Annotated in this window: 24 protein-coding genes; 12 read left to right on the top strand and 12 right to left on the bottom strand. The window is 63.1% G+C overall.

Annotation, left to right across the window (positions count from 1 at the left end; all coding sequences use genetic code 11):
* Nucleotides 1-64: 64 nt before the first annotated feature.
* The 4 genes from phaeop14_RS05310 (at nucleotide 65) to phaeop14_RS05295 (ending at nucleotide 2,954) form a co-directional block, all read left to right on the top strand.
* Entirely contained in the window at nucleotides 65-1,006 is a 942-nt protein-coding gene (locus phaeop14_RS05310) for a nucleoside hydrolase (protein WP_096788960.1), read from the top strand.
* Entirely contained in the window at nucleotides 1,003-1,530 is a 528-nt protein-coding gene (locus phaeop14_RS05305) for a GrpB family protein (protein ID WP_096788959.1), read from the top strand. Before phaeop14_RS05310 ends, phaeop14_RS05305 begins: the two co-directional genes overlap by 4 nt.
* A complete protein-coding gene (locus phaeop14_RS05300; RefSeq protein ID WP_040173012.1) occupies nucleotides 1,527-1,976 on the top strand; it encodes a GNAT family N-acetyltransferase in 450 nt (149 codons plus the stop codon). The genes phaeop14_RS05305 and phaeop14_RS05300 overlap by 4 nt, the downstream gene beginning before the upstream one ends.
* Nucleotides 1,977-2,678: 702 nt before the next feature.
* Nucleotides 2,679-2,954, top strand: coding sequence for a glycine zipper 2TM domain-containing protein (locus tag phaeop14_RS05295; RefSeq protein ID WP_024097740.1), 276 nt, complete (start codon nucleotides 2,679-2,681; stop codon nucleotides 2,952-2,954).
* A gap of 207 nt (nucleotides 2,955-3,161) precedes the next feature.
* Here phaeop14_RS05295 and phaeop14_RS05290 read toward each other — a convergent pair whose 3' ends face one another.
* The 5 genes from phaeop14_RS05290 to phaeop14_RS05270 form a co-directional block, all read right to left on the bottom strand.
* Nucleotides 3,162-3,419: a hypothetical protein gene (locus phaeop14_RS05290; RefSeq protein WP_096788958.1), complete on the bottom strand. Its 258-nt coding sequence runs from the start codon at nucleotides 3,417-3,419 to the stop codon at nucleotides 3,162-3,164.
* A gap of 250 nt (nucleotides 3,420-3,669) precedes the next feature.
* Nucleotides 3,670-4,185 carry a hypothetical protein gene (locus phaeop14_RS05285; protein ID WP_096790234.1) on the bottom strand — a complete coding sequence of 172 codons (516 nt, stop codon included), beginning with the start codon at nucleotides 4,183-4,185 and terminating at the stop codon, nucleotides 3,670-3,672.
* A 65-nt stretch (nucleotides 4,186-4,250) separates the two neighbouring features.
* Nucleotides 4,251-5,525, bottom strand: coding sequence for a phosphopyruvate hydratase (gene eno / locus phaeop14_RS05280; RefSeq protein ID WP_040177991.1), 1,275 nt, complete (start codon nucleotides 5,523-5,525; stop codon nucleotides 4,251-4,253).
* Between the two features lie 174 nt (nucleotides 5,526-5,699).
* The gene (locus phaeop14_RS05275; RefSeq protein WP_096790233.1) at nucleotides 5,700-6,596 is read right to left on the bottom strand and encodes a DMT family transporter; all 897 of its coding nucleotides are present in this window, start codon (nucleotides 6,594-6,596) and stop codon (nucleotides 5,700-5,702) included.
* A 259-nt stretch (nucleotides 6,597-6,855) separates the two neighbouring features.
* On the bottom strand, nucleotides 6,856-7,269 hold the full coding sequence (locus phaeop14_RS05270; RefSeq protein ID WP_014874254.1) for a Fur family transcriptional regulator: 414 nt from the start codon (nucleotides 7,267-7,269) through the stop codon (nucleotides 6,856-6,858).
* Between the two features lie 378 nt (nucleotides 7,270-7,647).
* On the opposite strand from phaeop14_RS05270, the gene phaeop14_RS05265 reads away from it, so the two are divergent.
* A complete protein-coding gene (locus phaeop14_RS05265; protein ID WP_244905809.1) occupies nucleotides 7,648-8,979 on the top strand; it encodes a DEAD/DEAH box helicase in 1,332 nt (443 codons plus the stop codon).
* A gap of 157 nt (nucleotides 8,980-9,136) precedes the next feature.
* Here the strand turns inward: phaeop14_RS05265 and phaeop14_RS05260 are convergent, their stop codons facing one another.
* Nucleotides 9,137-9,862 carry an endonuclease/exonuclease/phosphatase family protein gene (locus phaeop14_RS05260; protein ID WP_040178029.1) on the bottom strand — a complete coding sequence of 242 codons (726 nt, stop codon included), beginning with the start codon at nucleotides 9,860-9,862 and terminating at the stop codon, nucleotides 9,137-9,139.
* A gap of 177 nt (nucleotides 9,863-10,039) precedes the next feature.
* On the opposite strand from phaeop14_RS05260, the gene phaeop14_RS05255 reads away from it, so the two are divergent.
* Entirely contained in the window at nucleotides 10,040-10,933 is an 894-nt protein-coding gene (locus tag phaeop14_RS05255; RefSeq protein WP_193438261.1) for a DMT family transporter, read from the top strand.
* Between the two features lie 24 nt (nucleotides 10,934-10,957).
* On the opposite strand, the gene phaeop14_RS05250 is transcribed toward phaeop14_RS05255, so the two are convergent.
* On the bottom strand, nucleotides 10,958-12,397 hold the full coding sequence (locus phaeop14_RS05250; RefSeq protein WP_096788956.1) for a protein adenylyltransferase SelO: 1,440 nt from the start codon (nucleotides 12,395-12,397) through the stop codon (nucleotides 10,958-10,960).
* Between the two features lie 78 nt (nucleotides 12,398-12,475).
* Here phaeop14_RS05250 and phaeop14_RS05245 point away from each other — a divergent pair, with 78 nt between their 5' ends.
* On the top strand, nucleotides 12,476-12,907 hold the full coding sequence (locus tag phaeop14_RS05245; RefSeq protein ID WP_096788955.1) for a cupin domain-containing protein: 432 nt from the start codon (nucleotides 12,476-12,478) through the stop codon (nucleotides 12,905-12,907).
* A gap of 59 nt (nucleotides 12,908-12,966) precedes the next feature.
* Here phaeop14_RS05245 and phaeop14_RS05240 read toward each other — a convergent pair whose 3' ends face one another.
* Nucleotides 12,967-14,133, bottom strand: coding sequence for an anhydro-N-acetylmuramic acid kinase (locus phaeop14_RS05240; RefSeq protein ID WP_096788954.1), 1,167 nt, complete (start codon nucleotides 14,131-14,133; stop codon nucleotides 12,967-12,969).
* Between the two features lie 153 nt (nucleotides 14,134-14,286).
* Here phaeop14_RS05240 and tyrS point away from each other — a divergent pair, with 153 nt between their 5' ends.
* On the top strand, nucleotides 14,287-15,543 hold the full coding sequence (gene tyrS, locus phaeop14_RS05235) for a tyrosine--tRNA ligase (RefSeq protein ID WP_040172998.1): 1,257 nt from the start codon (nucleotides 14,287-14,289) through the stop codon (nucleotides 15,541-15,543).
* Nucleotides 15,544-15,638: 95 nt separating this feature from the next.
* Here tyrS and phaeop14_RS19730 read toward each other — a convergent pair whose 3' ends face one another.
* Nucleotides 15,639-15,776, bottom strand: coding sequence for a hypothetical protein (locus phaeop14_RS19730; RefSeq protein WP_165587458.1), 138 nt, complete (start codon nucleotides 15,774-15,776; stop codon nucleotides 15,639-15,641).
* A 45-nt stretch (nucleotides 15,777-15,821) separates the two neighbouring features.
* Here phaeop14_RS19730 and phaeop14_RS05230 point away from each other — a divergent pair, with 45 nt between their 5' ends.
* From phaeop14_RS05230 to phaeop14_RS05215, 4 genes are all read left to right on the top strand, one after another.
* Nucleotides 15,822-16,766 (top strand): GNAT family N-acetyltransferase, encoded by a 945-nt coding sequence (locus phaeop14_RS05230; RefSeq protein ID WP_096788953.1) that lies wholly within the window; start codon nucleotides 15,822-15,824, stop codon nucleotides 16,764-16,766.
* Nucleotides 16,767-16,838: 72 nt separating this feature from the next.
* Nucleotides 16,839-17,594, top strand: a complete 756-nt coding sequence (locus tag phaeop14_RS05225; RefSeq protein WP_096788952.1) for an SDR family NAD(P)-dependent oxidoreductase — start codon at nucleotides 16,839-16,841, stop codon at nucleotides 17,592-17,594.
* 169 nt (nucleotides 17,595-17,763) lie between these two features.
* On the top strand, nucleotides 17,764-18,258 hold the full coding sequence (locus tag phaeop14_RS05220; RefSeq protein WP_096788951.1) for a GFA family protein: 495 nt from the start codon (nucleotides 17,764-17,766) through the stop codon (nucleotides 18,256-18,258).
* Nucleotides 18,255-18,809 (top strand): sugar O-acetyltransferase, encoded by a 555-nt coding sequence (locus phaeop14_RS05215; protein ID WP_096788950.1) that lies wholly within the window; start codon nucleotides 18,255-18,257, stop codon nucleotides 18,807-18,809. Before phaeop14_RS05220 ends, phaeop14_RS05215 begins: the two co-directional genes overlap by 4 nt.
* Nucleotides 18,810-18,976: 167 nt before the next feature.
* Here phaeop14_RS05215 and phaeop14_RS05210 read toward each other — a convergent pair whose 3' ends face one another.
* From phaeop14_RS05210 to phaeop14_RS05200, 3 genes are all read right to left on the bottom strand, one after another.
* Nucleotides 18,977-20,788 (bottom strand): ABC-F family ATP-binding cassette domain-containing protein, encoded by a 1,812-nt coding sequence (locus phaeop14_RS05210; RefSeq protein ID WP_167385673.1) that lies wholly within the window; start codon nucleotides 20,786-20,788, stop codon nucleotides 18,977-18,979.
* Nucleotides 20,789-20,829: 41 nt separating this feature from the next.
* Nucleotides 20,830-21,648 carry a GNAT family N-acetyltransferase gene (locus phaeop14_RS05205; RefSeq protein ID WP_096788948.1) on the bottom strand — a complete coding sequence of 273 codons (819 nt, stop codon included), beginning with the start codon at nucleotides 21,646-21,648 and terminating at the stop codon, nucleotides 20,830-20,832.
* A 156-nt stretch (nucleotides 21,649-21,804) separates the two neighbouring features.
* Complete coding sequence (locus tag phaeop14_RS05200; protein WP_014879657.1) at nucleotides 21,805-22,272, bottom strand: outer membrane protein assembly factor BamE; 468 nt, start codon at nucleotides 22,270-22,272, stop codon at nucleotides 21,805-21,807.
* Nucleotides 22,273-22,277 lie beyond the last annotated feature (5 nt).

Below are 22,277 nucleotides of genomic sequence, written 5' to 3'. Positions count from 1 at the left end.
GCCACCGCTGGACATTGCCCGCCACCCTTGCGAGGGTCGGCGCGACGACCAGAAGGACAGCCCCATGAGCGCGCGCAAGATCATCATCGACACCGACCCCGGACAGGACGACGCTGTCGCCATTCTTCTGGCATTGGCCAGCCCGCAAGAGATTGATCTGCTTGGCATAACCTGTGTTGCTGGCAATGTGCCTCTGGCCCTGACCCAGACCAACGCACGCCGCGTCTGCGAGGTGGCAGGCCGCCCGGATGTTGCGGTTTACGCCGGCTGTGACGCCCCTTTGCACCGGCCCCTGATCACCGCCGAACATGTGCATGGCAAAACCGGTCTGGACGGACCCAAACTGTGGGATCCCACCATGCCGCTGGCGGAGGCGCATGGCGTTGATTTCATCATCGACACCCTGCGCAGCGAAGCGCCCGGCACCGTCACGCTCTGCCCGCTGGGGCCGCTCACCAATATCGCCGCCGCCTTTCAGAAAGCCCCCGATATCGTGGACCGCGTGCAGGAGATCGTGTTGATGGGTGGTGCCTATTTCGAGGTCGGCAACATCACCCCGGCAGCAGAATTCAACATCTATGTCGACCCGGAGGCCGCCGCCGCAGTGCTCACATCAGGTGTGCCGGTCACCATGATGCCGCTGGATGTCACCCATAAGGCGCTCGCCACCCGCGCACGCGTCGAAAAGATCCGTGCCCTCGATACCAAAGTGGCGCGTTTCACCGCCGAGATGCTTGATTTCTTTGAACGCTTTGACGTGGAGAAATACGGCTCCGAAGGTGGCCCGCTGCATGACCCTTGCGTCATTGCCTATCTGATCCGGCCAGAGCTGTTCTCGGGCCGCCATGTCAATGTTGTGGTGGAAACCACGTCCGAGCTGACGCTGGGCATGACCGTGGCCGATTGGTGGGGGGTCACCGACCGCCCGGCCAATGCGCTGTTCATCGGCGATCTGGAGGCCGATGGCTTCTTCGATCTGATCACCAGCCGATTGGCCCTGCTATGAGCCTGATCGTTGCCCCAGATCCTAGCTGGCCGACACAAGCCATGGCCGAAGCAGACCGCTGGTCAGACAGCAGGATAAACGGCCTGATCGAGGTGCATCATATCGGATCAACCGCTGTGCCCGGCCTGCCCGCCAAACCCATCATTGACCTGATACCCGTCTTTGAAAGCGAGACGGCCATGGATGCCGCCCGTCCGCAAATTGAGGCGCTTGGTTTCGAATGGCTGGGTGAATTCGGCCTGCCCGGACGGCGCTACTGCCGTGCTGATGATCCAGAAACCGGAAAACGCCGGGTGCAGGCCCATTGTTATGTCGCAGGCTCTGACGAGATCACCCGCCATCTCGCCTTTCGCGATGCGCTTCGGGCCAACGCGGCACTGCGGGCGGGCTATGCGGCGATCAAGGGCAAATGTGCCGCGCTGCACCCCGGCGACATGCACGGATACGGTGACTGCAAATCAGATTGGGTGCAAAAGGCAGAAGCGCGCGCGATCAACGCGCTGGCAGCAAAGGAAACCTCATGAGCGCCGCATTGCACCTCGCCCGCACCGAAGATCTGGACCGCGTTCTGGATCTGGTCGCCGCCTTCCACGCCGAGATGGGAATCCCCTCCGATGACACGCTGCGGCGCGCCGCGATTGAACCGCTGCTTGAGGGCTTGCCTTATGGCGCGGTCTATCTGATCGGTCCCGCCCGCGCCCCAGTGGGCTATATCGTGGTCACCTTCAGCTGGTCGGTAGAGTTTGGCGGCATGGACGGCTTTGTGGATGAGCTGTTCATTCGCCCCCCGGTGCGTGGTCGCGGCATTGCCACCGAAGTGCTCTTTGCCCTGCCCCGCACCCTCGCAGAGGCTGGCATCAAGGCGCTGCATCTCGAAGTTGACAAAACCGATGAGACCGCCCGCAACCTCTATGCCCGCGCCCGGTTCGAACCGCGCGACACCTACATGCTGATGAGCCGCAAGCTCTGATCCTGCCGCAGGGCGAACGGTCCCGTCGGCTACGACAGGGCGGCCAAACCAACCCGTCCAGTCGCCCCGCGCTGCGCCCGCAGCAGTTTTTCCACATGTTTTTTTCCCACGCGGAGGGAACCCATGCACAGGTTGCGCGTTCCTTCTCAGACAGCGCACGGTAGAACCTGACAGTCTTCCGCACCGCTGACCGATATTGAACACACCGTGGGACGTGTGGGAGCGCGCCGCCAGAGAGAGCTTTGGCAGCGCAACTGAGACAGCGGCAGAAGCCGCAACATATGGCCACCCACCGGGGTGGTCGCCAAGGCAAAGCTGACGGCACAAACACCAGCATGGGTCCGGCGCATTCCGATAGGATATGCCCCCTCAACACCGGCTTAGGGGAGCCGAGAGGGACCAGATCCAGACTGCTGCGGCCACATCAATGGCCAAACCGGCTGGGGATCAGGGGTGAGACCCGGCCAGCAAATCAGAGCCATCCCAACGGTGAGGCGGCTCTGATCTGCCACCGAATACAACCGGATCTACCGCGCCCCCCGCGCGGCGTGGCCCCCTGTCTCTGCTCGGACGGGGGCCACCCCCAGATCACACAGCGACCACTCCAATCCGGTCGCTCCGTACCGCAAGATCGTCGCGCCCGCAACGACCCAAGTGCGGCCGGATCAACAGGACCGCATATAAGACAGGAAAGGAAACCTTATGAAAACGCATATTCTCGCCGGGCTCAGCGCAGCCACTCTGGCCCTCTCCGCCTGCTCTGACCTCACACCGGAACAACGCACCGTCGCCGGGGTCGCTGGTGGTGCCGCCGCCGGTCTGATCGCCGCCGATGCGCTCAAGGCGGATGATGACTGGCGTCTGATTGCCGCCCTTGGTGGCGCGGCTGCGGGCACCGTGGTGGCCCAGAACAACCAGTCCCGCCAATGCGCCTATTCGCGCGGCGACGGCACCTATTACACAGCGGCCTGCCCCTAAGGCCCAAGTCGACCAGCCACCCCACGTCTGACCGCGATCCAAACGGCCCGACATGGAATTATACAGACAAAAAAGACCCTGAGAGCCAACCGCCCTCAGGGTCTTCCCCATTCGCCAACGGCTGAAAAAGCCGCGCCCCCCTTCGGCGCAGGCCCCCCGGAACAGAGAGAGGGCCCAAATGCTGTCGATCCCCCTTGGCAGCGCGCGTCAAAGCCCCCCGGCAACAGTCGCGCCCTGTGTCATCGACAGGCTAAGAACCGGATCGCTCACCCCAACAGTCTGCCCGCTCAGCGGATAGCGCCCAGGCCCCGCGCATCCCGCCAGCAGCGCCACCGCAACAACGATCCCGATGGGCAGCCAGCTTCCTGCACCGGCCGTCGAAAGAGCAGCGCCAACCGGCACTGTTGCGTCAGCCTTGGTCACCGAAACGGTTGGCCGGGCTTTCGGATGTGGTCTTACACGCATGGTCTTCCCCCTCCTCAGCCAGCGCCACCCCCGTAGCGCCTGATTCAGAGACTGCCACAGCCGTCCTCACGCGTCTGTGAACAAGGCCACAGACGCGCGCTATTCGCACATATTTGAAGAATGAGCCTTGATTGACACTGGCCGGACGACAGGCCCATCGCCAGCAGCTGCCCGGTTGGGACCTACCTAGGACAGGACGTCGAGAAGGCGCAGGCTGAAATCGCCGCCCCACACGAGGGGCGGCCGCGCCTCAGGCCAAGCGGCGCATCAATTGCAGATCACAGGCCGTGGCATAGCCCATCGCGCGCTTGATCCCCGGCAGCATGGCTGCACCGTTCATGGCGAAACTCAGCTCAATCAGCCCCGCCTCACCATAGGCCACGCGCACAATCTCCCGTGCCTCCGGATCATCCGTTCGCGCACCAGCCACAGCCCCGGAAAGCCGCACAACCGCCTCCAGCTGCGGCTCCAGCGTGCCACCTGTCAGGATCGACTGGATCAGCTCCGGCGCCAACCCTGCGGCTTTTGCCAGGTTGATCTCCGCCTCAACGCAGGTGCCGCAATCCGCACTCAACGCGCCGGTCAGCCGCGCCGCGTGATAGGCCGCCGCCGGCACATGACGGTTGGGGTCCAGAAATCCGAAGACCCGATTGTAACGCGTCAGCAGGCCAAAATCAGCCTTCGCAATCGCATGAGAGTAATCGAGAGAAACGCCCACCCGACGCTCCGCGCGACGAATGAAAAAATGCGCAATTTTTTTAAGCATGGTCAAACACCACAAATACAAACACCAAGTAAAAAAGGCCGGAGCAAACGCCCCGGCCTCAGATCTTATTTCAGAATGGAGCGGCCTGCATATTCGGCCACTTCCCCCAGCAGCTCCTCAATCCGGATCAGCTGGTTGTATTTGGCGAGCCGGTCCGACCGCGCCAGCGACCCGGTCTTGATCTGACCGCAGTTGGTGGCCACGGCGAGGTCGGCAATGGTGGCATCCTCAGTCTCACCCGAGCGGTGCGACATCACATTGGTGTAGCGCGCGCGATGCGCCATATCGACCGCCTGCAGAGTCTCGGTCAGGGTGCCGATCTGGTTCACCTTCACCAGCATGGAGTTTGCGCAGCCGCGCGCGATGCCATCTGCCAGACGTGCGGGGTTGGTCACAAACAGATCGTCGCCCACCAGCTGCACCTTGTCGCCCAGCTCATCGGTCAGCGCCTTCCAGCCGTCCCAGTCATCCTCGCCCATGCCATCTTCGATGGAGATGATTGGGTAGTCCTTCACCAGCGCCGCCAGATAGGCCACGTTTTCGTCGGAGGACAGGGTCTTGCCTTCGCCGGACAGCACGTATTTGCCGTCCTTGTAATATTCCGTCGCGGCGCAATCGAGCGCCAGATAGATTTCCTCACCGGGTTTGTAGCCCGCCTTCTCGATGGATTTCAGCACGAAATCCAGCGCTTCGCGGGTTGACGCGATGTTGGGGGCAAAGCCGCCCTCGTCACCGATCCCGGTCGAAAGACCCGCCGCCGACAGCTCTTTCTTCAGGGTATGGAACACCTCGGAGCCCATGCGCACCGCGTCACGGATGTTCTCCGCGGCCACTGGCATGATCATGAATTCCTGAATGTCGATCGGGTTGTCGGCGTGTTCGCCGCCGTTGATGATGTTCATCATCGGCACTGGCAGCATCCGCGCCGAGGTGCCGCCGATATAACGATAGAGCGGCTGGGTGGTGAAATCAGCGGCGGCCTTGGCCACGGCCATCGACACGCCCAGAATGGCATTCGCGCCCAGACGACCCTTGTTTTCGGTGCCGTCCAGCTCAATCATCGCCATGTCCACAGAAACCTGCTCAGTCGCGTCAAAGCCCACCAGCTCTTCCGCGATCTCGCCATTCACCGCTGCAACCGCTTCCAGCACGCCTTTGCCCATGTAGCGGGATTTGTCGCCGTCGCGCTTTTCCACCGCCTCATAGGCCCCGGTCGAGGCGCCGGAAGGCACCGCGGCACGGCCCATGGTGCCGTCTTCCAGCATGACATCAACCTCGACAGTCGGGTTGCCCCGGCTGTCCAGAATTTCACGGGCGTGGATATCGATAATAGTGCTCATCACTCGGGTCCCTGATCTTGGCAAATGGTTGCGGCAATTCTTGCCAGCGTCATAGCATCCACAGGGCAAAAGTAAACCACGGGCGTTATCGCTAACGTGACTTATTTTACGGGGTTAGGTCTAACAGGCGCCTGTTTGCGCAACCAATTGCCGCCGGTTTTCACCGCCTGTTCCTCAGGCTGCAGCCACCGCTGCCGCGCGCGCTGAATGCCGTGCCAGACGCCGCTCCCGCAGGAAGGTATAGAGCCCCGAGCCAATGATCAGCGCGGATCCAATCAGCGTCATACCATCCGGCGCCTCGGCAAAGACCACCACGCCGATGAGGGTGGAAAACACCAATCGCGAGTAACGAAACGGCGTGATCACAGCGGCGTTGCCAATCCGGGTCGCTGTAACGATGCCATAGTAGCCCAGCACGCCAAAGATCACGCCACCCAGCAGCATGCCCCACTGGCTCCCCTGCAGGGCGACAGGCTCTCCGGGGAGGACCAGCAGCATCACCAGCCCCGCCGGGATCACCGACCCAAAGGCCTGCGAGCTGACCACGGCAGAGGGCACAGCGCTGTCCATGACCCGCGTCATCAGGTCGCGCGCCGCAACCGCCACAACCGAGATCAGCACCAACAGCACACCGGGCTCAAATCCCGCCAGACCGGGCCGCACGATCATCAACACACCCGCAAAGCCGACAAGGATCGCGCTCCAGCGCCGCCATCCGACGTCCTCGCCCAGAAACAGCGCCGCCCCCACGGTGACCGCCAGTGGCATCGCCTGAAACACGGCCGCCACGGTAGAGATATCCACCACCGCCAGGGCCGAGGCAAAGCTGACCGCCGCCAGGGCTTCCAGTGAGGCGCGCAATACCGGCTGCCAGCGCCAGTTGCGCGGCGCCAGGACCCGGTGTCCCTGCAGCTTGGCCCAGATCACAAACACCGTGCCGCTGCCAAGACCCAGCATCATCAGGATCTGACCCACAGGCACGGATTTGGCGAGCTGCTTGATGAACATATCCTCCAGCGAGAACCCCGCCATGGCGAGGATCACCAGCAAAATTCCTGTGACATTGTTCATCGTGATCGTCCCGTGATGGTGGTTTGTGCCCATGATGATGATTTGCGAACGGCGGCAGGGCAGCGGCGCCGACCAATCCGGCCAACAAACATCAGCCAGCGACACCGGACTACTCCGTTTGCGACGTCGCCCCATGACTTCATGTGACCTCTGCCATCACACGCGGTGATGGGCAACCCGCAGCAGCCCCGGTCGCGCAGCGGAATTTTCCGCAAAATTCCGTCCCGCTCTCTTTTGACAAGAAAACGACCTGCGCCGTTCAGTCCCGCTTACGCGGCACGCCATAGAGTTCCAGCTTATGGCCTCGCAGCTCATAGCCCAGTTTCTCAGCGATCTTTTCCTGCAAAGCTTCGATCTCGGGGTCGCAGAACTCAATCACCGCCCCGGTGGTCATATCGATCAGGTGGTCATGATGCTCCCGGTCGGCATCTTCATAGCGCGCGCGCCCGTCGCCAAACTCCAGCCGCTCCAGAATGCCCGCCTCATCAAACAGCTTCACCGTGCGATAGACCGTCGCCAGCGAAATCGCCCCATCCAGGGCACTGGCACGGGCATAGAGTTCCTCAACATCCGGGTGATCGGCGCTCTCTTGCAGCACGCGGGCAATCACCCGTCGCTGGCCTGTCATCCGCAGACCTATAGCTTCGCAGCGTGCGATAATCGTCTCGCTCATGACCGTCCTCTATGCAGCGTGGCGTCCCTGTTTATACAAAGACGCAGGCCACGCAAACCGGGTTTTTACACTCTTTGGCGCAGAATAAGCGGCAATTCACCATTGACTTTCATCGCCGACAGGCCCATCTCCCGCTGCAGGCATCCCTCCCTGCCGCGTGAGCAGAGGACGTCGGGCCGCGCCAGAAGCGTGCGCAGGCCACTGAACCGACCCTAAGGATATGCCACCGTTCCCAATATCACGCGTGGGGCACTCGCAGCGACCAGCGGTCTGGCATGATGCCCGTCCGCCCGAGGTCCCTGCCCCAACGACAGTCCGCCCGGCATGCGCATGGGCGGCACCGGCCGTGGCATCCGCCCGGCTGTGAAAGGACGAGACGTGACAGAATTTTCAACCATGGGGCTGCCCGAAAAGCTCCTGACCCGCATTGCTGAGCTGGGCTATACCGATCCGACCCCGATTCAGGCGCGCGCCATCCCGCATGCGCTGAACGGCAAGGATGTGCTGGGTCTGGCGCAGACCGGCACCGGCAAAACCGCCGCTTTCGGCGTGCCCCTGATCGCTCAGATGATGCAATACGGCCGCAAGCCTGCCGCCAAGACCGTGCGCGGTCTGGTGCTGGCGCCGACCCGCGAGCTGGCCAACCAGATCGCCGCCAACCTCAAGGGCCTGACCGAAGGCACCCCGATCAAAACCGGGCTGGTTGTCGGTGGTGTGTCGATCAACCCGCAGATCAGCCGCCTGTCGCGCGGCACCGACATCCTGATTGCCACGCCGGGCCGTCTTCTGGACATCCTTGATCGTGGCGCACTGGACCTTGGCTCCTGCGACTTCCTCGTGCTGGACGAGGCGGATCAGATGCTGGACCTCGGCTTCATCCACGCGCTGCGCAAAATCGCAGCACTGCTGCCCGAACAGCGCCAGACCATGCTGTTCTCGGCCACCATGCCCAAGCAGATGAACGAGATCGCCAACTCCTACCTGCAAAGCCCGGTCCGGATCGAGGTGAACCCTCCCGGCAAGGCCGCAGACAAAATCACCCAGTCGGTGCACTTCATCGCCAAGGCTGAAAAGCTGTCGCTCCTGAAGGAGCTGCTGGGCGCCCATAAGGATGAGCGTACACTGGTCTTTGGCCGCACCAAACACGGTATGGAAAAACTGATGAAGACGCTGTCCGCAGCAGGCTTCTCAGCGGCGGCAATCCACGGCAACAAATCCCAGGGTCAGCGCGAACGCGCGCTTGCCTCGTTCAAATCCGGAGAGGTGAAGATCCTCGTGGCGACCGATGTGGCCGCCCGCGGTCTGGACATCCCCGACGTGAAATACGTCTACAACTACGAGCTGCCCAACGTCCCCGACGCCTATGTGCACCGCATTGGCCGGACCGCACGCGCTGGCAAGGACGGTCAGGCCGTGGCCTTCTGCGCGCCCGATGAGATGGGCGAGCTGAAAGCCATTCAGAAGACCATGAACCTCAATATCCCGGTGGCCTCCGGCCGTCCGTGGGAGGTGCTGCCCGATGCCAAGGCTCCGGCCGGACGTCGTGGCGGTGGTGGCAAACCCGGTGGCGGCGGCAAACCCGGCAGTCATCGTCGGCGGCGCAGTGGCGGCGGTGGCGGCGGCCAGGGCGGCGCGCGCAGCGGTGGTCAGGGTGCAGGCCAAGGTGGCGGACAGGGCAAACCCGGCGGTCAGCGCCGCCGCGCCCAGTAAGCCCAACCGGGTGACCTCAGCGGGCCCTCTTCAGGGCCGCCGTTGAAACCAGATCTAAAGCCGGGGTCGCAGTCCGCGTCTCCGGCTTTATATTTTTTCGGCTTTTGCCCTGTGCCCGCCATCTGGCCAGGGCAGCGCGTTGGCCTGTCGGCGCGCCCTAGGGTTGGTCCACGGCCACCAGATCGGCCCAGACCGGCAGATGGTCGGAGGCAATATGCGCGGGCCGCGTCCGGTAGACGCCGCTGTCCACCACCTCAAGCCCCGCGCTCACCGCAATCCGGTCCAGCGCACCCATAGGCCGCAACGCCGGAAAACTCGCGCGCGGCGGTACAAACCGCAGCTGCGGCGCCAGATGATCCAGCACCGGCTGGCGTGACCACTCATTGAAATCACCCGCCCAGACGGTCGGCAACTCAGGCTCTTTTGCGATCACCTCGGCCAGATGATGCACCTGCTCATGGCGCGCCTTGGTGGTCAGCCCCAGATGCGCCCCCACCACCCTAAGTGGCCCAAGCCCGGTCTGAAACAGCGCCCAGACCGCGCCGCGCGGCTCCAACCCCGGCAACGGGATATGGCCATGATCCTGCAAGGTCAGCGCCGCGCCCCGCCAAATGACCGCATTGCCATGCCAGCCCAAGGACCCGGCTCCGCCCAGATCCACGACCTGCCACCCTGCCTCATCCAGAATGAAATGCGGCAAGGCTGCCGGGCGCGGCGGCAACCGCTTGTCCGCCTCCTGCAACAGCACCAGATCGGCGCCCGTCCCCTCGATCACCTGCAAGGTCCGACGCGGGCGGCGGCGCAGATCAAGCCCGACAGATTTCTGGATATTGTAACTCGCCAAGCGCAGCCGACCGGGCCGCCTGCTCTGTTCCTGCGTCATTCCGCCTGCCTTGTCTGCTGCCAATCTGATGCGCGATACGCACCACAGCATGACCCAAAACCAGCGCACAGGCCAGAGCCGGGCGAGGCCGATCCGCAGTAACCTAAACATCTGTTTTGCCACCTTGACTCTGGGATCTTCCACCCCTCCTCTGGCGCCATGAGTGAAAAATGCGCAATGGACGGTCTCGGGGCCGCAATGCTGATCGGCTTCAGTGGGTTGATGGGCTTCAATCAGGTGGTGATCAAGGTCTCCAACGGCGGGTTTGGCCCGGTGTTTCAGGCAGGCATGCGCTCTCTGATCGGGCTGGCGGTACTGCTTGCATGGCTCGCCTTTCGCGGCCAGTTGAAACGCGCAAACCCGCCAGCGCCTGCCCAGACGCCAACACATTGGACGCGCTCTGTCCATCTCTGGGGGCTGGTATCCGGCCTGTTGTTCACAGCTGAATTTGTCTGTCTCTATATCGCGCTGGACCTCTCCTCCGTCTCGCGCGTCACCATTATCTTCAACTCCATGCCGGTCTGGCTGGCACTGGCGGGCCATCTGCTCCTGCCCGGAGAGCGGCTCAATACGCTGCGCATGCTCGGTCTTGTGCTGGCCATGGGGGGCGTTGTGCTGGCGGTCCTGCACCGGGGCAGCGATAATGCCTCACTGCTCGGTGATGTTCTGGCGCTTGCGGCCACGCTGGCCTGGGCCGGGATCGCCCTGTGCGCGCGCCTCTCGCCCCTGTCCGCGGTGCCGCCCATCCGCCAGCTGACCTATCAGCTGGCCACCTCGGCCCTGGTCTTGCTGGCGATCTCGCCGCTGTTCGGTCCGCTCCTGCGCAACCCCACCGCGCTGCATATCTCCGGCGTGGTGTTTCAGGCCGTGGCCATTGCCAGCCTCGGCTATCTCCTGTGGCTCTGGCTGATCAGCATTTCCCGCGCCAATGCGGTCGCCTCCTTCAGCTTTCTGTCACCGGTGATCGCCGCCATTCTCGGCTGGCTCCTGCTGGATGAGGTGATCTACCCGCAGGTCTGGGCCGCGCTGGCACTGGTCGCAATCGGCATCGTGCTGATCAACCGCAAGTAACCCCGCGCGCAGCGAGCCCGCCAGTCAGGTGCCGCAGAAGGTCGCCTTGACGACCTCACTTTCCGCGGGAGGGCGGCGCAGATCATCGGCCCCGTCCTGCACGGTATATGGATCCGACAGCACCGTATTCAGCCGCTCAAACGGGGCGAAATCCCCCGCCACGGCAGAGGCGATCATCGCCTCAATCCGGTGATTGCGCGGGATATAGACCGGGTTTGCCGCCGCCATCACCGCCACCGGGTCCGCCTCCTGCGCCAGTCGCGCGCGCCAGTCTTCCGCCCAGCTGTCAAAGGCCTCAGGCGCCAAAAACTGATCTCGCGCCGCGCCTGTGTCTGGCTCAACCTCTTCCAGCAAAGCCCGGAATGTATTGGTGAAATCCGCCTGACCTTCTGCCATGCGCGTCAACAGGCCGGTGATCAACGCCATATCCTCAGGTGTTGCCTCAGCGAGACCGATCTTGGCCCCGAACCGCTGCAGCCAGGCGGCCTCCGTCAGAGCGGGCATCGCATGCACAATCTCCGTCGCCTCTTCCACCATCGCCTGCGGATCCTCCGCCTGCTGGATCAGCGCGGTCGCCAGCTGCGCCAGGTTCCACACCGCAATATCGGGCTGGTTAGAATAGGCATAACGCCCCATCCGGTCGATCGAACTGAACACTGTGCTGGGATGATAGACATCCATAAAGGCGCAAGGCCCATAGTCGATCGTCTCACCGGAAATGGACGAATTATCGGTATTCATCACCCCATGGATGAACCCCACCGACATCCAGGCCGCAATCAACTCCGCCTGACGATCCCGCACCGCCCGCAGCAGCCCCATCGGGCCGTCCGCGTCAGGATAGTGGCGCTGGATGGCATACTGCGTGAGCTGACGCAGCGCCGCCTGCTCGCCACGCGCGGCAAAGATCTGGAACGTCCCAACCCGCAAATGGCTGGAGGCGACCCGTGTCAGCACAGCCCCCGGCAGCCCGCCCTCTTCGCGCCAGACCGTCTCGCCCGATGCCACAGCCGCCAGCGCCCGCGTCGTGGGAATGCCTAAGCTGTGCATCGCCTCGCTGACCACATATTCCCGCAGGACCGGCCCCAGCCAGGCCCGCCCATCACCTCCGCGTGAATAGGGCGTACGCCCCGATCCCTTCAGCTGGATATCGCGCCGCTCACCATCCGGACCAACGACCTCCCCCAGAAGGATCGCGCGCCCGTCCCCAAGCTGCGGATTGTAATTGCCAAACTGATGCCCCGCGTAAAGCTGCGCCAGCGGCTCGGCCCCATCGGGAACTCGGTTGCCAGCAAAGACCTCCGCCAGCTCAGCCGTCCCGCCTGCGGTGATGCCCAGCTCTGCCCCAAGCGCGGCGTTATGGGCCAGCAGCTCTGGCGCCTTCACCGGCACAGGGGCCTGTTTCGTGTAGAACACCGGCGGCAGCGCGGCATATGTATTGTCAAAGGGAATGTGCAATGTCATGGCCCAAACATATGCGGCAAATGTCAAATTGCCAGAGCCAAACCTACCCTGTGCCAACAGACCAAACGGAGCCGAGACATGACCGCCGATGAGATCATCGCCAAGCTGGACCTCCAGCCCCATCCCGAAGGCGGTTACTATCGCCAGACATGGATTGCCAGTAACGCCGACAGCCACAACGGCCGCGCCACTGGCACCTGCATTTATTTCCTGCTGAAGGCGGGCGAAAGCAGCCATTGGCACAGGGTTGATGCCACCGAAATCTGGCTCTACCACGCGGGCGCGCCATTGGTGCTGTCACTCTCGGCCAGCGACAATGGCCCGGCACAGGACCACCTGCTGACCCCTGATCTGACAGCGGGCGAACCTCAGTTGATCGTCCCCGAAGGCCACTGGCAGGCGGCCCACACCACCGGAGATTATACGCTGGTCAGCTGCACCGTCTCGCCGGGGTTCCAGTTCGAAGGCTTTGAACTCGCCGCACCGGGCTTCGACATCCCCCGCGGCTAACCTCGCATTTCTAAACAGAAATTTGCCAAGAAACTTTAAAGTTTCTTGGCTGCCAGACCTCAGCCCGCGCCGCCTGGCACACTCACCACACCACCGCCCACACAGGCGCGAACCCCTGTGGTGCCCGGACAGGACGTCGGCAGCCCCCGCGCCACCCGCACCGCCAGATGGGCAAAGGCCTGCGCCTCCAGCATGTCGCCATCCAGTCCGACGCTCTCAATCGGGGCGACCGGGCAATCCAGCGACACCCGCAGCATCTCCATCAGCACCGGATTATGCCGCCCGCCACCGGTGATCAGCACCACCTCCGGTGGCTCCGGGCAATGCTCCATTCCTTGCGCCACCGCCGCCGCACACATGCCCGTCAGCGTGGCCGTTGCATCGCGATCGGTCAACTCACTGACCAGATCAATCATCTCGGCAAAATCATTCCGGTCCAAAGACTTCGGTGGCATCCGGGCAAAATACGGCTCGGCCAGAAACAACTCCAGCGCGCCGGTTTCCACCACACCGCCCCGGGCAATCGCGCCGCCTTCGTCCATCATCTGACCGCAGCGCGCCTGCACCAGATCATTGATCGGCGCATTGGCCGGCCCGGTATCAAACGCCAGCAGCGCGCCGGGATCCTCCGCCGCCTCAAACCGTGGATCGACATAGGTCAGATTGCCCACCCCGCCGAGGTTCAGAAAACACAGGGGCTTGTCTCGTTTCAGATATTTCGCGCAGGCGAAGTGAAAGAACGGCGCCAGCGGCGCGCCTTCACCGCCCAACCGCACATCATCGCTGCGAAAATCCCAGACCACCGGCGTCGTCAGCTCAGCCGCCAGTGCCGCCCCATCGCCGACCTGCAGGGTGCCCTGTGTCCGCGGCGCATGGGCCAGCGTCTGACCGTGAAAACCGATGACATCCACCGCCCGCTGATCCGTACCCGCCTGATCAGATAAAACCTGCGCCAGCAGATCCGCATGGGCGCGGGTGACGATCTCTCCTGCCGCCTCCACCTGCGGCCCCTGCCAGTGCCCCAGCGCGGCAGCCAGCTGTGCGCGCTCCACCGGTTCATAGGCGCGATACGCACTGGCCCCAAAGCCGTGGATCGCCACCCCGTCTGTCTCGACGATGGCCGCATCCACCCCGTCCAGCGAGGTGCCGCTCATGGTGCCAAGGGCGCGCAACACGCCGGTTTTGGGGATCGCGGACAAACGCGCCGGAGGATGGGATCTGGTCATGCTGATAAGGCCTGCTGAGATATTGGGCGCATCGCGCCGATTTGACCGTAAGGATACAGCAGCGAATTTCTTCCGCAAAGCCGTTCACACTGCTTTCCCCCGTGCAAATTGCGTTTTATACAGCAGCGCGCAATTCAAAAGCCGAGGCACATCATGACCTACCACCCAAAATCGGATTTCATCGCAGTTATGATGGAACGCGGCTATCTGTCCGACTGTACCGATTATCAGGGCCTGGACGAGGCGCTGATGACCCCCGGTCAATCCGCCTACATCGGTTTCGACGCCACCGCGACCTCGCTGCATGTCGGCTCGCTGATCCAGATCATGATGCTGCGCTGGTTCCAGAAAACCGGCCACAAACCGATCACCCTGATGGGCGGCGGCACCACCAAGGTGGGCGATCCCTCCTTCCGCGCTGATGAGCGCCCCCTGCTGACCGACGCCCAGATCGACGACAATATCGCCGGCATCAAAAAGGTGTTCGACGCTTATATCGACTATGACAGCGGCGCGGGCAACGCGGCGATGATGCTCAACAATGCCGAATGGCTGGACGATCTGAACTATCTCGCGTTCCTGCGCGACATCGGGCGCCATTTTTCGGTGAACCGGATGCTGTCGTTTGAGAGCGTGAAATCGCGTCTCGACCGCGAACAGTCGCTGTCCTTCCTCGAATTCAACTACATGATTCTACAGGCCTATGACTTCCTTGAGCTGAACCGCCGCTATGGCTGCGTGTTGCAGATGGGCGGGTCGGACCAATGGGGCAATATCGTCAACGGCATCGACCTGACGCGCCGGGTGCTGGATCATGAGATCTATGGCCTCACCTCGCCGCTGCTGACCACCTCGGATGGCAAGAAGATGGGCAAGTCCCAGAACGGTGCCATCTGGCTCAATGGCGATCTGCTCTCGCCGTATGAGTTCTGGCAGTTCTGGCGCAACACCACCGACGCCGATGTGGGCCGCTTCCTCAAGCTCTACACCGAGCTGCCGGTGGACGAATGTGACCGCCTCGGCGCGCTTGAAGGCTCCGAGGTGAATGCCGCCAAGGTGATCCTCGCCAATGAGGTGACCACCCTGCTGCATGGCGCAGAGGCCGCCGCCGCCGCCGAAGCCACCGCCCGCGAAGTGTTTGAGAAAGGCGGCATTGGCGACGATCTGCCCACGCTCTCGCTGTCATCTGCGGATCTGGGCGATGGCATCTCCATCGTGCAGCTGATCGTGAAATCCGGGCTGGCCAAATCCGGCAAGGACGCCAAGCGCCTAATCTCGGAAAACGGTGCCAAGATCGACGATAAGCCGCTGACCGATGCAGGGCTGATGATCGACGCCGCCGCGCTCGCCTCGCCGATCAAACTCTCGGCCGGCAAAAAACGCCACGCGCTGGTGCAGCTGAACGGCTGACCCCGCGCGCATAGATCAAGACGATGATCCAAGGGGGCCAATCGGCCCCCTTTTTCGTCTGAGCCACAGGTTCCCACCGCAGCCAATCCGCGCCCTCACAACAGCAGCAGATCCACCAGAAGAAGCCCCAGCCCAACCGGCACAGAAAGCGCCAGCGCCGCCAGCAAAGCGGCGGCTTTGGTGATCCTCGGCCCCGGCGCATGATGATTTCGAATTTTATTCGTATTTTTCATACCCCCATTAACCATCATTTAGGTTTCGCTGCGGTTAATGGCGCCATGTTCGATTTCACACCAGCAGATGTCATGCCCCGACCCATTCTTCGCGACGAAACCATCTCTGCCCTGCCGCAATCGGCAGAATTTGCCCGCGCACTTCAGGCCACCGGCAAGGATCCTCTGGTGCTTGGCCAGATGAAGGACACTGTCGTGATGCGCCGCAAAATCTGGGGCCGCATCAACGTGGCCATGGTGAACCGTGCCCGCATCGACAAACCGCTGCGTCTGCTGGAACACCTGCAGGAAAACGGCCTGCGCCGCACGCCGGTGATCCTATCCCCCGAAACGCCCACGCCTGCCCTGGCCCGCCACGGCGCCGTGGCGCTGGTCAGCCCGGCCCACGTCGGGCTGGTGGACCTGACGACTGACCCCGATCAGCGGCGCGCCAATCTGCACCAGAAATGGCGCAACCGGCTGGTCCACGGCGAACAACAGGGGCTGCGCATCACCCGCCAATCGCTGCCGCAGACACCCGCGCATTGGATCTTTGCCGCCGATGCCGCGCAGCAATCCAGCCGCGGGTATCGCAGCTGGCCCGTGGATCTGACGCTGGCCTACGCCCGCGAGAACAAAGGCATGGCCAAGATTTTCGAGGCCCATGACGGCAAGGACATCGTCGCGGGCATTCTTGTTCTGCGCCATGGGCGCGGCGCGACCTACCACATCGCCCACACCACCGACCGGGGCAAGGCGCTGTCCGCCCATAACCTCCTGATGTGGGAGGCGATGTCCTGGCTGGCCAAACAGGGCTGCGAACAGCTGGATCTGGGGGTGATCAACACCGAAGACGCCGCAGGTCTGGCCCGGTTCAAACTGGGCACCGGCGCGCGGTTGCACCAACTGGGCGGCACCTGGGCCTATTGGCCGCCGCTGGGTCGCCTGCTGCGCCCCTTGGCCGCGCTCGACAAACGGCTGATGAATCCCGGGCTCTCTGGACACTGCTAGGGGGACGTGATTATCTGAACACATGTTCAGATATGAACCCGATAGCACAGATCCCCGGGAGGAGCCCTGCTCATGAAACTGTCGCAAACCGCCGCCGTCGTCACCGGCGGCGCCTCTGGCCTTGGTGAGGCCACCGCCCGTCATTTCGCCGCCAATGGCGCCCAGATCACCCTGTTGGACCGGGACGCCGAACGCGGCGCCGCCGTGGCCGCCGAAATCGGGGGGCATTTTGCCGAAACCGATGTCACCAGCGAAGCCTCAGTTGCTGCTGCCATGGCGCTCGCCAGCGAGAAAATGGGCAAGATCAACGCCTGCGTGAACTGCGCTGGCATCGCCCTTGGCATCAAAACCGTGGGCCGCGATGGCGCACATCCGCTTGATGCCTATCAGCGCACCATCGACATCAACCTCGTCGGCACCTTCAACGTGGCCCGGCTGGCCGCTGTGGAAATCGCCAAATGTGACGCGGCCGAGGATGGTGGCCGCGGTGTGATCATCAACACCGCCTCCATCGCGGCCTTTGACGGCCAAAAGGGCCAGGCCGCCTATGCCGCCTCCAAAGGGGGTGTTGTGGGCATGTGCCTGCCGATGGCCCGCGATCTGGCCTCTTCGGGCGTGCGGGTGATGACCATCGCGCCGGGCATCTTCATGACCCCAATGCTCGCAGGCCTGCCAGAAGAGGTGCAGCAGCAGCTCGCCGCCGATGTGCCCAACCCCGCCCGCCTGGGTGATCCTGCCGAATATGGCCGTCTGGCCGGGTTTATCGTCGAGATGGGCTATCTCAACGGCGAGGTGATCCGCCTCGACGGCGCGCTGCGGATGCGCTGACGCGCCCACAGGTGCACACATTGCAACGGATACCACGCTGATACCTCAAGGGGGGATCCCCCTCTTGAGGCCCCCCTCCCCCTGATTGGCGCGGCAGGGAAATGAGCAGCGACAGCCCCCAGAAACTCCGCTAGCCTGTCGCGGAGCCTGACCAAGGGGGAGCCGACCCATGACCCAGCCCAACCTGCCACTGACCGGCGCCTGTCTCTGCGGCGCTGTGCAGCTGCATGTCACTGCCGCGCCCCTTCTGACGCTGGCCTGCCATTGCCGCGATTGTCAGAAACTTGCCGCCAGCGCCTATTCCCTGACCGTCATGTTCCCGGCAGCGGCCGTCACCACCACGGGAGAGCTGGTGCTGGGCGGCCTCCACAGCGCAGAACGCAAGCATTATTACTGCCCGAGCTGCCTCAGCTTCGTCCTCTCACGCCTGAAGGCGGCGCCGGAGCGGGTGAATCTGCGTGCCTCCCTGCTGGATGATCTGACGTGGTTCACCCCCTTCGTCGAGATCATGACCGAGGAGAAACAGCCCTGGGCAAATGTCCCGGCCCCCCACAGCTATGCCCGCTTCCCCACCACGGCGGAGGCGCTGGCGGATCTGATGGCCGATTACGCCAAAACCATCGCACCAGCCCCGCCGCCCTCACCCGAAACAGGCCCGGCATGAGCCGATCTGAGCGGCAAAAGATGCAGGCGGGCGACTGGTACTGTTGCATAGACAGCGAACTCTCGGTGTTGCGTCATCAGGCCCGTCTGGCGGTGCATCAGCACAATCACCGCGCCCCGGACGCCGGCGAACCCCTCAGCCCATCGCTGGCTGCGCTTTTCGCTGAACATGGACAAAACTGCCTGATCGAGACCCCGTTTCACTGCGCCTATGGGATCAATATTACGCTTGGCGATCAGGTCTATATGAATGCGGGCTGCACCATTCTGGATAGCGCCCCTGTGCGTATCGGGGACCGTAGCATGCTGGGGCCAAATGTGCAGATCTACTGCGCCGATCATCACCGCGATCCTGCGTTGCGCGCCAAGGGGTTAGAGGTCGCGCGCCCGGTCACGCTGGGGTCCGATGTCTGGATCGGCGGCGGTGCGATCGTCCTGCCCGGCGTCACTGTAAACGATGGCGCCATCGTCGGCGCTGGTGCCGTGGTGACACGGGATGTGGAAGCCGGGGTGAGGGTTGTCGGCAATCCGGCGCGGGCGCTGCCCGGCTGACATCCGCACGGTCAAAACGCGGAGCTGTTGCGCAGCAGGCGCGCGCCGCCTTAGACTTCAATCAGGAAAAATTTATATTTTACAAAAGACTACGGCAGCGTCTTTGACCCAATGTTTCGCACGCGAAACATTGGGTCAATATGACTTACCAAAAAACCAGACCGGCCTCAGCCCGCAGATTTCTCTTCCAGCTCCAGCCATTCTTCCTCAGCGGCGGAGAGTTTTTCCTGCCGCTCCACCAGCGCATCGGTGGCTTTTTGAAACTTCACCGGCTCGCGGGTGAACAGCTCAGGATCGGCCATCAGCTGTTGCAATTTGGCGATCTCCGCCTCCAGCCGCTCGATCTCTCCGGGCAAGGCCTCCAGCCGGTGTTTTTCCTTGAAGCTCAGACCGTCCTTCGGCTGCGCCTCCTGCTTGGGTTTTGATTTCGCCACCTTGGGTTTTTCGGATTTCTCCGCCACCCCGGCCACCGGGCCACGCTGGGCCAGATAATCGCTCCACCCGCCGGCATAGGCCGTGGCCCCGCCGCCGCCTTCCATGGCGATGGTGGTGGTGGCCACACGGTCCAGAAAATCCCGGTCGTGGCTGACCAGCAAAACCGTGCCGTCGTAGCTGTCCAGCAGCTCCTGCAACAGATCCAGTGTTTCGACATCCAGATCGTTGGTCGGTTCATCCAAGACCAGCAGGTTGCTCTGCCGGGCCATCAACCGGGCCAGCAGCAACCGCGCCTTTTCGCCCCCGGACAGGGACCGCACCGGCGCGCGGGCCTGCGCCTCATCGAACAGGAATTCCTTCAGATAGCCCACCACATGTTTCGGCTGCCCCCGCACCATCACCTGATCCGCCTTGCCGGAAATCCCGAGCAGAGGGTCAGAGGTCAGGTTTTCCCAAAGGCTGGCATCGCCGTCCAGCTGATCACGGGTCTGATCAAACAGCGCCAGCTCCAGATTGGTGCCCAGCTGCACCGTCCCCGCGTCAGGCTGTTCCAGCCCCAGCAGCATCTTCAACAGGGTCGTCTTGCCCGCACCATTCGGCCCGACAAAGGCAACCCGATCCCCGCGCTGCACCTTCAGGGAGAAGTCCCGCACAATCGCCTTGTCGCCATAGGATTTCGTCAGCCCTGCGGCCTCAATCACCTTGCGGCCCGATTTCGGGCCTGCGTCCAGCGCCAGCTCCGCAGCGCCCTGTCGTTTGATCTGGCTCGACCGCTCCGCCTTCAGATCCTGAAGCGCGCGCACCCGGCCCATATTGCGCTTGCGCCGGGCCGAGATGCCCTCCACCGCCCAGCGGCTTTCGGATTTGATCAGCCGGTTCAGCTTATGGCGCTGCTGGTCTTCTTCTTCCCAGATCTTGTCGCGCCAGGCCTCAAAGGCCTCAAACCCCTTTTCCTGACGGCGCACCTGCCCCCGGTCCACCCATAGCGTCGCGCGGGTCAGCGCCCGCAGGAACGCCCGGTCGTGCGAGATCAACACAAACCCCGCGCGGGTCGCCTTCAGCTCATTCTCAAGCCAGGTGATTGCCTCAATATCCAGATGGTTGGTCGGCTCATCCAGCAACATCAGATCCGGCGCCTCGGCCATCAGCTTGGCCAGCGCCGCGCGACGCTTTTCACCGCCAGAGGCCGTCGCCACCGGGCGCGCGGGATCGAACTTCAGCCCCTCGCCTGCGCGCTCCACCTTGTACATCTCGCCGGGGTCCAACTCGGAGGCCGCGAAATCGCCCAGCGTGGCAAAGCCGGTCATCTGCGGGTCCTGTTCCATATAGCCGACAGATTTTCCGGGCGGCACCACCAGCGACCCCGCGTCAGCTTCGACCAGACCGGCCATCACCTTCATCAGGGTGGATTTGCCGGAGCCATTGCGCCCAACCAGCGCCACCCGGTCACCGGGTTGCACCACCAGATCAAGATCCGCGAACACCGGATCGCCCCCAAAGGTGAGGGAGATACCGGACATCTGTAAGAGAGGAATACGTGCCATAGGAGCCAGCTAAACCGGGGCGCGGGGCAGGTCAACGGCTGTCAGGCCCCGTGACTGGCGAAGCCCCCGGCAACAGCGCGCAGCAGACGTTTGCGCGCGGCGGGAATGGCGGCGATTTCAACACCCGTAAACAGATGCAACGTGTTGAGATCACGGTCAATCACCACATGGTCGCTGACCCAGCCGCCCATCATCAGATAGGTGCGTAGCAGGGGTGGCATCTGCTGCAGGGCCTGTTTGACGTCCACGCGGGGCAGGTCCAATGCGGCCAGCTCCAGCACCTCCGCCGAACGCACCCCGACGCCCTGCCCCGGCGGGGCCTGATGGCGCAGCCTCAGCAGGGCCAGTGCCTGAGAGTAAGCCGCCGGATCCGTGCCCCGGAACGACGAACAGCCAAACAGCAGCTCCACGCCCTGCTGGTCCACAAACGCCGTCAGCGCGCCCCAGGCCAGCCGCAGAATGTCCGCGTCCTGCCAATCAGGATGGATGCAGAACCGACCCAGCTCCAGCAGCGGGCCAGTACGAGATTGCAATCGGGTCAGATCATAGCGCTGTGCTGAGTAGCTGACCCCAAGATGCGCGCCATCCGGCAAGAGCAGCAATCGGCAGCAACAGACCAAGCGGCCACTGGCCTGATCTTCCACCAACAGATGCCGACAGCGCGCATCCAGCGCCTCTGCATCCAGTCCGGGTCGTCCAAAACACAGACCACGCAGGCGCTGTGCCTGTTGCAGATCCGCATGGACCAACGCGCCCTCCGCCCCATCAATGACGCGGACACGGTAGCGGCCGCCCTGCAAAACCGTCTCAGGCTCTGCATCACCTGTCATCCCGACCGGTTTGATCACATCACGCAACACAGATCTTCCACCAACCACAGACACCGCAGGCTACCGCACAGCAAACAACTCAGGCCTGCCTACCATGGATCACATTTCAGCCAAATGACGAAAGCCACCCCGGATCAGGATGGCTTTTCAAAGATCTCGATATGCAGGCCGATCAGACCCGCCCTATCATTCGATCAGACCACCGGGGCCAAAGTTGCCGAGGCTGCCCAGAAGCTGGCGCAGGAATGTCTTGTCCTGCACGTTGGAGCTGGTCACGCGGCGTTGCAGGGGAATCACCCGGCCCTGTTCCAGACCGTAGCGTTCGATCCCGGTGACCACGCCCTGATCGTTGAAGTTGATCGCCACCAATTCGCGCGAGACCGGCTTTGTCGCTGACGGGCCGCGGCGGCGCATCAGGGTGGAGACGTAGTAATACCCGCCATCGGTCAGCACGCCCTCTGCTGCAGGCACACCGACGGTTTCGGCCACGCTGTCCTTGGTATCAACGCCCACGACCACCTCGGAGAGCAGCTCCTCGCTGGGGACATATCCATGTTTGCGATACATCGCGCAGCCACTGACCGCGAGCCCCGCAACCAAGAGAACCGTGACCCTTGTCGCCGCTTTCAGCGACCTCATGCGTTTGGATGTCATGCTAC

Source organism: Phaeobacter piscinae, from assembly GCF_002407245.1.
In the GTDB taxonomy this organism is placed as follows: domain Bacteria; phylum Pseudomonadota; class Alphaproteobacteria; order Rhodobacterales; family Rhodobacteraceae; genus Phaeobacter; species Phaeobacter piscinae.
Note: the sequence above shows the minus strand (reverse complement) of the source record. Positions and strands in the feature narration are given on the sequence as shown.

Excerpts from the sequence above, each read along its gene's own strand:
- phaeop14_RS05310 (WP_096788960.1), top strand. The coding sequence starts at position 65 with ATGAGCGCGCGCAAGATCATCATCGACACCGACCCCGGACAGGACGAC.
- phaeop14_RS05305 (WP_096788959.1), top strand. The coding sequence starts at position 1,003 with ATGAGCCTGATCGTTGCCCCAGATCCTAGCTGGCCGACACAAGCCATG.
- phaeop14_RS05300 (WP_040173012.1), top strand. The coding sequence starts at position 1,527 with ATGAGCGCCGCATTGCACCTCGCCCGCACCGAAGATCTGGACCGCGTT.
- phaeop14_RS05295 (WP_024097740.1), top strand. The coding sequence starts at position 2,679 with ATGAAAACGCATATTCTCGCCGGGCTCAGCGCAGCCACTCTGGCCCTC.
- phaeop14_RS05290 (WP_096788958.1), bottom strand. The coding sequence starts at position 3,419 with ATGCGTGTAAGACCACATCCGAAAGCCCGGCCAACCGTTTCGGTGACC.
- phaeop14_RS05285 (WP_096790234.1), bottom strand. The coding sequence starts at position 4,185 with ATGCTTAAAAAAATTGCGCATTTTTTCATTCGTCGCGCGGAGCGTCGG.
- eno (WP_040177991.1), bottom strand. The coding sequence starts at position 5,525 with ATGAGCACTATTATCGATATCCACGCCCGTGAAATTCTGGACAGCCGG.
- phaeop14_RS05275 (WP_096790233.1), bottom strand. The coding sequence starts at position 6,596 with ATGAACAATGTCACAGGAATTTTGCTGGTGATCCTCGCCATGGCGGGG.
- phaeop14_RS05270 (WP_014874254.1), bottom strand. The coding sequence starts at position 7,269 with ATGAGCGAGACGATTATCGCACGCTGCGAAGCTATAGGTCTGCGGATG.
- phaeop14_RS05260 (WP_040178029.1), bottom strand. The coding sequence starts at position 9,862 with ATGACGCAGGAACAGAGCAGGCGGCCCGGTCGGCTGCGCTTGGCGAGT.
- phaeop14_RS05255 (WP_193438261.1), top strand. The coding sequence starts at position 10,040 with ATGGACGGTCTCGGGGCCGCAATGCTGATCGGCTTCAGTGGGTTGATG.
- phaeop14_RS05250 (WP_096788956.1), bottom strand. The coding sequence starts at position 12,397 with ATGACATTGCACATTCCCTTTGACAATACATATGCCGCGCTGCCGCCG.
- phaeop14_RS05245 (WP_096788955.1), top strand. The coding sequence starts at position 12,476 with ATGACCGCCGATGAGATCATCGCCAAGCTGGACCTCCAGCCCCATCCC.
- phaeop14_RS05240 (WP_096788954.1), bottom strand. The coding sequence starts at position 14,133 with ATGACCAGATCCCATCCTCCGGCGCGTTTGTCCGCGATCCCCAAAACC.
- tyrS (WP_040172998.1), top strand. The coding sequence starts at position 14,287 with ATGACCTACCACCCAAAATCGGATTTCATCGCAGTTATGATGGAACGC.
- phaeop14_RS19730 (WP_165587458.1), bottom strand. The coding sequence starts at position 15,776 with ATGAAAAATACGAATAAAATTCGAAATCATCATGCGCCGGGGCCGAGG.
- phaeop14_RS05230 (WP_096788953.1), top strand. The coding sequence starts at position 15,822 with ATGTTCGATTTCACACCAGCAGATGTCATGCCCCGACCCATTCTTCGC.
- phaeop14_RS05225 (WP_096788952.1), top strand. The coding sequence starts at position 16,839 with ATGAAACTGTCGCAAACCGCCGCCGTCGTCACCGGCGGCGCCTCTGGC.
- phaeop14_RS05220 (WP_096788951.1), top strand. The coding sequence starts at position 17,764 with ATGACCCAGCCCAACCTGCCACTGACCGGCGCCTGTCTCTGCGGCGCT.
- phaeop14_RS05215 (WP_096788950.1), top strand. The coding sequence starts at position 18,255 with ATGAGCCGATCTGAGCGGCAAAAGATGCAGGCGGGCGACTGGTACTGT.
- phaeop14_RS05210 (WP_167385673.1), bottom strand. The coding sequence starts at position 20,788 with ATGGCACGTATTCCTCTCTTACAGATGTCCGGTATCTCCCTCACCTTT.
- phaeop14_RS05200 (WP_014879657.1), bottom strand. The coding sequence starts at position 22,272 with ATGACATCCAAACGCATGAGGTCGCTGAAAGCGGCGACAAGGGTCACG.